This is a genomic window from Pseudoalteromonas sp. SG45-3, assembly GCF_014164075.1.
GTDB lineage: Bacteria > Pseudomonadota > Gammaproteobacteria > Enterobacterales > Alteromonadaceae > Pseudoalteromonas > Pseudoalteromonas distincta.
Window position 1 is genome coordinate 1 of sequence record NZ_JACJEN010000020.1, and the last position, 13,841, is coordinate 13,841.

At 40.6% G+C, this 13,841-nt stretch carries 4 protein-coding genes; all 4 read left to right on the plus strand.

Annotated features, from left to right (window positions below; genetic code table 11):
• Positions 1–9,105, plus strand: a 9,105-nt coding sequence (locus H5126_RS17630; protein WP_182721234.1) for a DUF5801 repeats-in-toxin domain-containing protein, incomplete at its 5' end; no start/stop codon positions are given.
• Complete coding sequence (locus tag H5126_RS17635; protein WP_182715577.1) at positions 9,102–11,225, plus strand: ATP-binding cassette domain-containing protein; 2,124 nt, start codon at positions 9,102–9,104, stop codon at positions 11,223–11,225. The genes H5126_RS17630 and H5126_RS17635, both read left to right, overlap by 4 nt.
• Positions 11,218–12,525 (plus strand): HlyD family type I secretion periplasmic adaptor subunit, encoded by a 1,308-nt coding sequence (locus H5126_RS17640; protein ID WP_182715576.1) that lies wholly within the window; start codon positions 11,218–11,220, stop codon positions 12,523–12,525. The genes H5126_RS17635 and H5126_RS17640 overlap by 8 nt, the downstream gene beginning before the upstream one ends.
• A 14-nt stretch (positions 12,526–12,539) precedes the next feature.
• Complete coding sequence (locus H5126_RS17645) at positions 12,540–13,841, plus strand: TolC family outer membrane protein (RefSeq protein WP_182715575.1); 1,302 nt, start codon at positions 12,540–12,542, stop codon at positions 13,839–13,841.

The following is a 13,841-nucleotide window of genomic DNA, read 5'->3' on the forward strand; positions in this document are numbered from 1 at the left end:
GTTGATAATGTAACCATAAATGCCGATGGCACATGGGAAGTAAGTGACGAAGATATAAGCTCACTTGCAGATGGCGACGTAACAGTAAGTGTTAGCGTATTTGATAACGCCGGCAATGAAGCGGTTAATACGACAAGCCTAACAAAAGATACTGTTGCTAATGTCACGGTTGATATTGTTGATACAGACGATAGCGTAATAAATGGTGCTGGTGAAAATACAAACGTAACCATAAACGGCACCGCCGTTGGTGTTGAAAATGGCCAAACGGTTACCGTAGTAGTCAGTGATGGCACAAATAGTGAAACTTTCACCGCACTCGTTACTGATGAAGCGTACACAATCACAGGCGCAGATGTATCAGACCTAAACGACGGCGAATTAACCGCCACAGCCACAGTAAGTGATGTAGCAGGTAATACAGCAACCGATACAGATACAGCCACTCACGATAAAACCGCTGCAACCAGCATTGATGTTGCAACAGGTGATGACGCTGTTATTAATACTGCAGAGCAAAGTGATGTAGTTGTAAGCGGTATAATAGAAGAGGCTGATGCTAACCAAACAGCCACTGTGGTATTTACCGATGTGAACGGAGATAAAGTCACGGTTGAAAACGTCGCGATTAATAGCGCAGGTGAGTGGGCAATAAATGCCACTAATATTTCAGGCCTTGCTGATGGTGAAATTACAGCCAGTGTGAGCGCATTAGACGTTGAAGGCAATTTAGCCACAAACAAAACCAGCTTTACTAAAGACACCACAGCTACCGTAACAGTCGATATTAACGACACAGACGACAACGTAATAAATGGCAATGGCGAAAACACCAATGTTGAAATTACAGGTACTACAACCGGTGTTGAAGATGACCAAAAAGTAACGGTTGTAGTAAAAGATGAAGCCGGTAACGAACGCAGCTTTGAAGCCACCGTTACCAATAATGCTTACACAATTACAGGTGCAGACTTATCAGGCCTTAACGACGGTAAATTAACCGCCACGGCCACCGTAAGTGATGTAGCCGATAACACAGCCACTAATACCGATACAGCTATTCACGATAAAACAGCAGCTACTACCATTACAATGGCAGCGGGCGATGACGTAGTTAATAGTGATGAGCAAAGTAATGTAGTAGTAAGCGGTGTAATTGATGAAGCCGATACAAATCAAACAGCCACCGTGGTATTTACTGATAAAGACGGTAAAAAAGTTACAGTTGAAAACGTCGTTATTGACGCAGATGGACAATGGCAAGTTGATGCAGCAGATATTTCAGGTCTTGCCGATGGTGAAATTAAAGCTAGCGTTAGCGCATTAGACGTTGAGGGTAATTTAGCCACAAACTCAACCACCTTCACCAAAGACGCCACCATTAATATTGATATTGATACCGGCGATAACGGCATTAACAGTAGTGCATTTAAAACTGGTCAAGTAGCCACGCTGAGCGGTACAACCGATGCTGAAAATACCTCTACTGTAACGCTTACTATTTTTGATGGTACCAACAGTGAAGTAGTAACTGCCAATGTGACAGATGGCGCTTGGAGCGTTGACGGTATTGATGTGTCTGCGCTCGATGGTTCACAGAAGTGGACTATTACGGCGGCTGTTACAGACTCTGCAGGTAATACAGCAGAAGATAGCACACCAATACTTGATGCGCTTGATAGCCAAACACTTAATGAAAGTAATACAGGTAATGGCGGAACAAGTTCGGCTAAAAGCAGCATAGAAATAGATAACGCAGTGCTTACAATCAGCTCTGAGCAATCAGGTCTTGAGGGTTTAAAAGTAAATGGTGAAGCTGTAACTGTTGCATTAGCAACTGATGGTTTATCGTTAGAAGTTAAAGACTCGCAAGGTAACCTAGTGTTAAGTGTTGCGCTTGCGGGTGGTGAACTTACTACCACGCTACATGCACCTATTGATCACGAAAGTGAAAGCTTACTTACTGATATTTTTGTTGATGCACTACAAACAGATGCCGATGGCACAACCGAACTAGTAGTTGTACCAACAGCCGTTACTATAACCGACTCCGCCCCACAAAGTAGTGACGACAGCTTTACAGTAACCGAAGCCGACACCGATGCAGGTAGAGTATCAACAGGTAGCTTAGTCACAAACGACAGTGTAATAGAGGGCGCACCAACCGTTACAAGCGTAACATTTAATGGCACTGACTATGATGTAACGACAAGTACACCTGCAACAATAGACACCGATGAAGGCACATTAACGGTTAACAGCGATGGCACATGGAGCTTTGATGCTATCGATAACCAAGATTCTGACCCAGAACCACAGTTTACTATTGAATACACAATAGAAGATCGCGACGGTGTAGGTAGTTCATCAAGTACAGCCACATTTACTGTACAAGATGGCAGTGCGGGCAGCTTTACAAATCAAACAGCTACTTATACAGAAAGTGATTATGGCGCTACTATAACAAATAACAAATCTTTTGCTGTTGTGGCGGGCTCTGATGCACTAGTTGCTGATTCAATCACCTTTGATGACACTATCGAAAACTTAAACGCACTTAATTTAACAAGTGCTGGTGAAGCTATTACCTTTGTTTTAACTGACGGTAAAACAATAACAGGCTCTGCTAATGGCAGCGAAGTAATTAGCTTTAGCGTAAGTGCAACCCAAAATGGCAAAGATTTAAACGCTAATGTACAAACAAAAATAAGCTTACCGCTTGATAACCCTAATGGAGAAGATATTGATTTTGCGCTTTCTCTTAACGGTGAGGATAGTGATGGCACAGCAATTAGCGATGCTGGCAATGTAACCATAACCGTTGAAGATGGCGGCGCGCCAAAAGTAGCGGATACTACAGCAACACCTATTAGTATTGACGAAAGTGGCTTAGACCCTGCTAATAACATCACATTATCTGAACAAGGTACCGTGAGTACAACGCTAGGCAGTGATTCGTTAAAATCACTTACTTTCTCTACCGACTCGCAACCAGAGCTAACCGCAGGTGGTGTACCACTTGTATACACACTAAGTGATGACGGGCGTACAATAACCGCCAACACAGGTGACGGCACAGAAACAATTTTTGTAGCGACTTTACCTGACATTAATGGCACGAGTAATCAAAACTTAACTTACGATTTTACATTATATCGCCCATTTGATAACGATACAGGCGGAACAGGCGTACCACTACAAGTAGAAGTGCAAGACACTGATGGCGATAACGATACAGCAACGTTAAATATTACCGTTAATGATGGCGCAGTGCATACTCAAAATGATATTGCTTTAACTGTATCTGAAACACCTAACAGCGTGGCTGACAATAACGAAGATGGAGATGGCCAAGCAAATACTGATACTGATACCTCATTTACAGTAACAGCAGGTCTTGATGATGTAGTGGACATGCAAGTTAGTATTACTGATGGGGCAGCGGTGCTTGATAGTAATGGTAATCAGCTAACGCAAACTACGCTCGATGAGAACGGTAATGCTGTCACCACAAATATTGTTTGGCAAGTTAATAGCGACGGTACCGCACAAGGTATTTTAGAAGGCACTTCAACCGAGGTCTTTAAAATCACTTTACCAGATGTGAATGTTGATGCACAAACCTCTGCCACCTATGCTATTTCATTCGAAATTTCAGGTGCAATAGATCACACAGGTGATACCACAGATGCACCGCAAATAGTGATTCCAGTGTACACAGAAGATACCGATGGTTCACAAGTTACAAGTAATGTTACGGTGACATTAAACGACGGTCAAGACCCTGCAATAGCTGACTCAGCTGCAAGTGTTGATGAGACTAACCTTAGAAATAATGACTCAATTACAACTACGGGGCAAATTATAGTAACGCAAGGCTCTGATGAAGTTGTAGAAATTAAGCTTGCAGATAACTTTATAACAACCTTTAACGACGGAAGTTACGTTACTGCAGATGGAAATAATGCGATTACATTAAGCGATAAAAACGCTGATGGCTGGTATATCGCTACAGCAAATGGCGAAGATGTTTTACGCGTTAAATTTAATCCTGATGGCTCTTACACTTACGAGCAATTTACAGCAATTAAACACCCTGATGCTGACGGAACAAATACGCAAGATATCAGTTTTGATGTAATTGCTGTTGATGCTGATGGCGATACTAATAACGCAGCAGTGACTATTACAGTAACTGATGATACACCAACAGTAGATAACACACCTGTCGCTGTTAACCTTGTTGAGGGCGGCGGTAAAACACTCGAACTGCTTGATATTAATAGCAGTAACTTTGTTGGTAACACCAATAACCCAGGTGCAGATGGTGCTAAATTAGCTTCATTTATTTATGGTGGTACAACGTACACTGCGTTTGACTCAGGCTCTGATTCAACCGGTAACTATAAAGAAGTTGCCTTTAAAGGTGAGGGTGACAGTGATACGTCTGGCACATTAAGAGTATACGAAAGCGGTAAAGTAGTGATTACAACTGACGAGTTTGCTCAAAGCGCTGACGAAGATTTTACAGACTCAATTAGCTATACTGTTATCGACAACGATGGTGATACCGCAACAGGAAGTATTGATTTAACAATAAGTGATTACAAAGGTGAGTTAACCGTTACTGCAACGGACATTAACGAAGATGCCATTGACGGTAGCGATAACGCTAACAATGCACGTAGTGAAGTAACCATTACCATTGACAGAGGTGATATTTCTGACCAAGAAGAGACAGTCAGTGAAATAAAAATTGAGTTGGCGTCTTTACAAGGCGGAGAGCTTTACCTTAATGGTAACTTAGCTACAGACAATGCCGATGTTACAATTGTGGATGGCTATTATGTATTTACAGGCGCTGCATTAGCTACTAACGCTGATGGTACAGTGACAGTTGCTAATTTAACTTATCAACCAGCAGAAAACAGCTCCGACTTTTCTAATACGGTTGAATTTAAAGTTGAAACCACAATAACCATTAAAAATGGTGGAACACCTCGAGAATTAAACGATTCGACTACCATTTCAGTTGAATCAGTAGCCGATACCCCAGAGTGGGATACAGGTAATGCTTACCAATACACCCTAGATGAAGACTCACCTGAAAACCTCATTATTAGTGCAGCATTAACTGATACTGATGGCTCTGAGAAATTGACTTATGTAATTTCAGGTTTAGATGAAAACTTAGTACTTAAAATTGGTGGCAGAACAATAACCGAAGGCGCAATACTCACACAAAGTGAACTTAACAAATTAACGGTTAGTAACAAATTACATTCAACTGGCGAATATACGTTTGATATTCAAGCAACAAGTACAGAAAAAGACAATAACAACACAGCAACAGCTGACAAACAAACGGTTACAGTAACGATTAATCCAGTAGCCGACGCGCCAAAACTAGCTGTGCGCGTTGATACAATTAACGAAGATTCAAACCCTCAACTGAGTGACCTAATAAACGGACTGCTCGTTGATACAGATGGTTCTGAGCGCCTCAAGTACGAAATAGAAATACCAACATTTATAGATGCTAATGGTGATGAGCAAGTTGTTACATTATTAGATGGTAATGGAGATGAAGTAACCCCAGTTAATGGTGTTTACACTATTTTTGACACTGACTTAGCAAATTATACGCTTAAGTTACCTGAGCATTTAGCGCAAGAAAAAATTGCACTTAAAGTAAACGCAATTAGTGAAGAAGTTGTAGATGGTAATGTTGTTGATAGTGCAGAAACCGGCGTAAAAGAATTTACCTTTAAAGTAGTGGGTGTTGCAGATTCACCCGTATTAACAAGCAATAATGACTGGGTATATGACGACTCAGGGCTTACTTTAGAAAATACCACCGGTGTAGAAGATGAATTACTCACGCTCGACTTTTTATTCGAAAGTGAAGACACCGATGGCTCAGAAACCGTTAGTTTAGTAATTTCAGAATTACCCGATGGTGTAACGCTTGTAAATGCAATAACGGGAGAGCCTGCTAATTTACCTGTTGTAGGTATTGGCGCTAATGGCAACCCTAAGTACAGCTTGTTAGCCAGCGAGTCTGGTAATTATGCATTAAAACCAAGTGCCGATTTTAGCGGTAACGTTGACTTTAATATTACAGTGGTGACTACTGAGCCAGATACAGGTGAATTTAACACAAAAGACACGGAAATTAAGGCAAGTGTTACATTTACGCCGGTTATTGACTCCACTAACTTAAATACAAATGTTGTTGGCAATGAAGACAGCCAAATCTCACTTAAATTAAATCCCGACCTCTCAGATGTAGATGGTTCTGAAAGTATTACAAAAGCGATTATTAATAGTATTCCAGATGGTACAACGCTTTACATAAACGGTGTTGAAACAGCTGTTGGTAGTGGAATAGATGTTACCGACTACTTAAATACAGATAGTGTTACACTCAAACCTGATGAAGATTACTCAGGCGAGCTTAGTGTTGAGATAACTTACACCGTACAAGATACTTCTGCTGCTGTATCAAGTGATATAAGTGCAAATATTACGGTAACTGTTAATGGCAAAGTAGATGTAGCCCCAAGCATTGAGGCTGACGGCGCTGTTACTCGTATCGAAACCACAGATGAAACCATTACTAATGAAGGAAGTGCTAATGAGCGTCAAATTAATTTAACTGGCGTTGCATCATTCATTGAAGAGGATATTGATGGTTCTGAGCATATAACATATATCGAAATTATCTTGCCAAAAAACTCCTCATTAAAAGTTATTTACATGCAAGATGGTGAAAACATAGCCTCGCCAGATGGGACTGGTCGCTGGGTTATTCCTATAGACGCTGGTACAAGTGACGCCGCTAAAGACAGCATAAACGATTTGCTTAATAACGTAATTATTGAAGCTAACTCATCTACTGGTTCTGACGTTGATGTGACAGTTAATGCACGCGTTAAAGACGGTGACGACAGCGCCCTTATTAGCGGAAACTTTAAAGTACGGTTTAATATTGATGGCGAAGGAGAAACGACTACTGCATCGCCTGTTAATACGTTACAAATAGAAAATGTTACGGCTGATGAAGGCGGTAGCGTTACTTTTGAGGAAAGTGACTTTAATTTAGGTGAAGATTTATCTCAAGATGTTGATGATAACTATAACGATGTAATTACTATTTATGTTGAGCAGAGCAGTTTGCCAGAAGGCTTCACTATTGAGGGCGATGGTATAATTGCGGTAGAAACAGACACTGGTGTAGAGTACATAATCCCTGAAAGCTCGCTAAGTACAATGGTTATTAACAGTAACGACAGTGACTACTCTGGCTTATTAGAAATTCCAGTAAAAATAGTTGCCGTAGACCCAAGTGGCGACCGCGAAATAGATATAACCCAATCATTAAGTGTGGATATTAACCCTGTAGTTGATGGTGGCACCCTTGCTGCTGCAACGCAAACGATTACTGAAGACAATACAAATACATCACTTGGTATTACGTTTACCTCAACAGACGAAAGTACAGATACTGAAGATGGTGGTGTTGAAGAAATTGATTTTACTCAGCCAATAACAATTGAGTTACCAGATGGAGGTACATTATATGACCCTTCAGATAATTTTGAGTTACAAACTGATGGCAGTTATTTATACAAAGGTAATGGCAGTACATTTGACGATGATTTAGCCGGTGTTGGGATTAACCCTCCTGAAAATGCCAAGGGTGATTTTGATATTAATATTAGCGCTACAGTAGTAGATAGAGCTACGCTTTCGACAGGTGAAGTAAAAGCGAGCTCTACTATTAACCAAACAATTACAGTAAATGTAACACCTGTAACAGACGGTGTTATGCTTACTGCTAATAGCGTTACTGGCGATGAAGACAGCGAAATTATACTTACGGGATTAGCGGCTACTTCGCTAGATGACTCCGAAACTACCTATTTTACAATTAGCGGTGTACCAAAAGGTGCCACTCTTATTGATGCGGTAACAGGTGAAGAGCTACAAATAATTAATAATGGTGATGACGGCTCAGAAAATGGCACAACGAGCTGGACTATTCCTCGAAGCTTACTTGAAGGGAATGCAGATAATATTGTATTACTTCCTCCTCTTGATTTTAGTGGAGACATAACACTAAGTTTAAATGCAATTAGCCAAGATGGTACACAGGGCGAGTTATTACAGCAATCACAAAGCTTTAACGTGAGTGTTAACCCTGTAGCAGACACGCTTGATTTTAGTCAAAAACCAGAAGATAACTATTCAGGTGACGAAGATAGCAACGTAACTATTGATCTTGCTGCCTTTAGCACTGAGGCCGATGGCACTGAGCAAGTGCAACTTAAAGTTATTATTAATGGTGATACTTCTGACTTATCGGCATTAGCTGAGCTAGAAAATGGCTATATAGAGCTTGCTGATGGTACTAAAGTTAACTTTGCACAAGAGGGTAATAACTATATTGCTACCGTAATAAGCGAAGAAGGCAGTGGTATAGAAAACTTTGACTTTAACGCCGGTGGCCTTGCGTTTGGCACGTTTAATATGAGCGTTGAGGTAGCGACTATGGATAGCGCAGTTATTAATGGTGAAACCGTTACTGTAACTGGCACACCTGAAACGTCAGACTTTATTGTAGAGTTAGAACCACAAGCAGACGCGCCTGTATGGACTGCTGCAAATGATGTTACAAGTAATTCAACTAACAATATCGCCCTAAACCTAGATGTAGATTTACAAAACCCTGCAACAGATGAAACCGGCTATATTGAAATTATCGGCTTACCTGATGGATACAGCTTTAATGTTGGAGAAAAAGTCGGCGATACATGGACTGTTAATATTACTGATATTGAAAATCTTGAAATAGTTGATGGCGCTGCAGGTGATAGTTTTAACTTAACGTTAACTGCATTTTCAACACTTAACGGTGAAACACAAGAGGCTTCGCCTGAGGTAGTAAATGTAACTATTTCTGATTCGGCTACAGCTAGCTCAGCGCGTACCGCAAGTGCGAGCGGTGACAGTGGGCCTGATTATAGCGATATGTCTGGCAGTGGTAACACAGCACATGATGAGACGATTGCAAGTATGACCAGCGGCGATCAAAACGTATGAAGTTAATCCTAAACCGAGAACAAATATTAGCACTTGGTAAGCATATTGCCGATGCCTTGCATTTACGCCATCAAAGCGACAACTTATTACTTGGTTTGCCAAGTAATGAGTTTTCGGCGCATCATTTAGAGCAAGCATTAAGTAATATTAATGTGAGTGCGCAGCAGCAAACTACGCCAAAACATTATGCTTACCCTGCTTTGGCGCTTGATAAAGAAGGCTACTTTTGGTTTTTTGAAAATGATGGTAAAAGTACTTTTAGCTCACTTGATGAAGCAAAACCTAAGCAATTAAGTGATATTGATAAAGAGCTTATTTGGTACTTGTCGCACGATAATGTAACTGATGAGCGCTCAGAAAAACTTCATACACGTATTCCTAGTTGGCTAAAGCCTGCATGGGATCAGGTTAAACCATTTTATAATTCGTTGTTACTCGCCTCGCTAACCGTTAATTTATTAGCTTTAGTAGTGCCGTTGTTTACCATGAACGTATACGACCGCGTTGTGCCTAATGCTGCGCTCGATACCTTATGGGTACTTGCAACCGGCGCAACAATAGCCATTGTGTTTGATTGGTTATTAAAGCAAGCGCGCGGGCATTTAACCGATGCGGCTGGCAGGCAAATAGATTTACGTATTAGCAGTATGTTGTACGCTAAAGTGCTAGGTATGCGCCTTGAGCAGCGCCCAGCCTCTGCAGGTGCTTATGCAAAGCAAGTGCAAGACTTTGACAGCGTGCGAGAGTTTATAACCTCAGCGACGCTTGTATCGGTAATCGATTTACCTTTTACACTGCTGTTTTTAGCGCTTATTTTTTGGCTAGGTGGCTTAATTGTTTTAATTCCGGTTGTAGTACTTACCTTGGTTGTTATTACAAGCGCGGTATTACAAGCAAGACTGAGTGAAAGTGTTGAGCAGGCATCTAAATTGTCAACCCAGCGCCAAGCGTATTTAATCGAAAACCTGAACCAGCTTGTTGAGCTTAAGCAAATGAACGGCCAAGCAGGCGCGCAACAAAAGCTTGAACAAACACTCGCACAAATGGTTGATTGGCAAAATAAATCACGCCATAGCGCCACAACACTTACGCATACAGTTGCAAGCCTTAGCCAATTTACCAGTATTGCGCTTATTGTGTTTGGTGTTTATTTAATTAGTAACGGCGACATAAGTATGGGCGCACTGATTGCTATTGTTATGCTGAGTGGGCGCGCATCGGGTTCTATTTCTGCTTTAGCTGGGCTTGTTTTAAAATATAAACAAACACAAACAGCCATTGAGTCGGTTAAAAATATAATGGCGCTTGAGCAAGAACAAAAAAGTGGCGAAAACACGATTAATGCGCCTGTAAATGGCAATATTACAGCCCGCCATTTGAGCTTTCAGTACCATGAGCAAGAACTTGAGGCAGTGCACAGTATTAACTTTGAAATTAAGCAGGGCGAAAAAATAGGTTTATATGGCCGTGCAGGCTCTGGTAAGTCTACCTTGCTTGCAATTATTGCTGGGCAGTACAGAGCTACATCAGGTCAGCTTTTAATTGACGACATAGATATAAGGCACTGGTCGTTAAGTGCGCTACGCAAGCAAAGTGGCTGGGTAGCACAAAGCCCAAGCTTGTTTTATGGCACAGTGCTTGAAAACATTACTCTAGGCGCACAAAATATAACCCCAACAAACTTAACCAATGCATTAGTTAAATCTGGCGTAAGTCGTTTTATTGACCGGTTGGAGTCGGGGCTGGAAACACAGGTTGGCGAGTTTGGTCGGTTTTTATCGGGCGGACAACGTCAAGCTGTATGTATTGCGCGTGCTTTATTAAAAGACGATAACGCATTACTTATTTTAGATGAACCTTCGTCGGCTATGGATGCAGGCCACGAAAAACTCCTCATTAAAACCCTTCAGGATCGCACTGAAACGGTGGTTATTTCGAGTCATCGTAAAGATATGCTGACTATATGCGACAGAATATTTGTGCTCGACCACGGTCGCTTAAAAAGTATAGAAACACCAAGCTCATTATTTAGTAATAAAGTGCATGGTGGTGTAAAACTAGTAAGTAAAAAAGTGACAAGGGTGAATACAGAGACTGGGAGTTCTTCAACCAATGGCTGATTTATATATGGGGCAGCTACAAGCTGCAAAACAAGCTAAAAGATTGGTTATTATAGTTTTTGTATTACTTTTTGCTGTGGTTTTGTGGGCTAAATTTGCTAAGCTAGAAGAAGTTGTTGTAGGTCAAGGTGCTGTTATACCAGTACAACGTGTTCAAACTATTGAAAACCTTGATGGCGGTATTTTAAAAGAAGTTTTAGTACGTGAAGGGCAAATTGTAGAGGTGGGTGATCCGCTTTTACTGATTGATGAAACCCGATTTGCTGCTGCTTATGCTGAATCTAGTCAAGAAAAAGGTTCGTTATTAGCAAGACGAAACCGTCTAGTAACTGAATTGAAAAGCGTTACTTTAAATGAAGAAAGCAGTTTTGGCGCTAATATAGAACGCTTAGAAATACCTAGAAAAGATATTGCTGTAGATGTGTATAAGCAGGCATACAATACGTATACTTCAAGACTTACACAGCTTGAGTCTCAGCTACAGCAGCGCACGCAAAACCTACTCCAGCAGGAGCAAGCCAGTGTAGAGCAACGTGCAAATATATCTGCGCTTAAGCAAAGGCTAAAGCTCACAACACGGGAAGTACTGTTAACTCAAGGTGCTGTAGATGCGGGTGCTGTTGCCGAAATGGAGTTGGTTAAATTGCAACGAGACGAAATTGGCATGCAAGGTGAATTAAACCAAGCCAATGCGTTATTACAGCAATTAAAAGCGGCAAAAAGTCAGGTAAAAGAAGAGCGAAAAGCGATAGTATTTGATTATTTAGCGGATACACAAAATCAGTTAGATGAAGTGAGTAACGAGCTTGCTAAAATTCAACAAAGTAGCAAATCACTCGAAGATAGACTTATAAAAGCACAAGTTAGATCGCCAGTACGTGGTACCGTAAAAAATATTGTATCACGCTCTATTGGCAGTGTAATTGACCCCGGCGAGGTGATGATGGAAATTGTCCCTCAAAACGATTTGCTTTTAATTGATACTAAAATTCAACCAAAAGATATCGGTTTTATTCGAGTGGGCATGGCTGCTAAAGTTAAGTTTACTGCTTATGACTTTGTAATATACGGTGGACTTGAAGGTGAAGTTACTTATATTGGTGCAGATGCTCAGTATTTAGAAGATGGAACTGCTTATTATCAGGCTTATATTAAAACAACAATAAGCCAAATAGCAGAGCAAGCAATAATCCCAGGGATGCAAACGCAAGTAGATGTTATTACTGGAAAAAAAACTGTTTTAGATTATTGGCTAAAACCTTTGCTTAGAGCAAAAGCCAATGCAATGCGTGAACCATAATATAGGAATATTAAATGCGTAAATTAGGACTACTCTCTGTTTTAGCCTTAGCCCCAGGGTTATCGAATGCGTTAACGCTTGAGCAATCTGTAGCTGAAACATTAAACACTAATCCGAGATTAATGCAGAAATATGCGAGCTTTGAAGCAAAATACCGCGATAAACGCAGTGCGTTTAGTGAGTATTTACCACAAGTTCGTTTATATGCAGGATATGGATACGAGCGCGTAAACTATAAATCAGGCCGAGAACTTGATAGCGAATTAAATCGTAGAGAAATAGGTTTAAAAATAACACAAATGTTATTTGATGGTTTTAGAACATCATCTGAAGTTGCTAGACTAGATAACGAAGCAAAAGCTGACCAATTGGGTTTAATATCTGCTGCAGAGAATATTAGCCTTGAAGTTGTACAGGTATATTTAGACTTGCTTAAATCAGTTGAGTTAGTTGAGTTGTCAGAGCGAAATATCAACATACATAAAAAAATATTAAGTGATATTGAACAACGACGTCAACGTGGTTTATCAAGCGATGCCGATGTAGCTCAAGTACAGTCTAGACTTGCTACATCACAATCTGGTTTTTTAGCTGCTAAAAATAATCTTCAAGATATTAAAGCAAATTACTATGATTTAGTGGGTCAGTACCCTGATGATTTAATGATTCCTAAAGTGGATGAAACATATATACCAGCCACTTTAGGTGATGCTATAGCAGTCGCTAAAAAATCACATCCAGAAATTATGGCTGCTGTTTTTGATATAGAAGCTGCAAATAAACAAATAGAAAGAGAGAAAAGCGGTTATTGGCCAAAGGTTAGTTTAGAGTTTGATGTAGCTGATAACGATAATATTTCGGGCTCTCCTGGTCGTGATGATAACGGCCGAGTAATGCTTTCTATGAGTTACGATTTATACAACGGTGGCAAAACAAATGCAGATACCGAAGCGGCAAAATGGCGTTACCAAGAAGCCGTAGCAGTTAAAGACACAACTCACCGGCAAGTCGAAGAAGCGACAACCTTTGCATGGAATGCAAACATGTTTTTAGCTGAGCAAAAAGGCTTTTACGAAGAAAATGTTGGCTATGCTGAAGTTGCTCAAAAAGGGTATGAACGCCAATTTTCATTAGGTCGTCGTTCGTTATTAGATGTACTTGATTCGCAAATTGAGTTGTTTACAGCGCGTCGTAACTATATTGAATCGGCTTATGATCAACGCAAAGCAAGCTTTAGGCTTGTAAATGCAACAGGGCGTTTAGTTAGAGCTCTTAGGGTTGATAAACCTGAAGCATGGCTACTAGGAGATAGATAA

What these genes read in the sequence shown, in the direction of transcription:
- H5126_RS17635 (WP_182715577.1), top strand. Translation starts at nt 9,102, where the DNA reads ATGAAGTTAATCCTAAACCGAGAACAAATATTAGCACTTGGTAAGCAT.
- H5126_RS17640 (WP_182715576.1), top strand. Translation starts at nt 11,218, where the DNA reads ATGGCTGATTTATATATGGGGCAGCTACAAGCTGCAAAACAAGCTAAA.
- H5126_RS17645 (WP_182715575.1), top strand. Translation starts at nt 12,540, where the DNA reads ATGCGTAAATTAGGACTACTCTCTGTTTTAGCCTTAGCCCCAGGGTTA.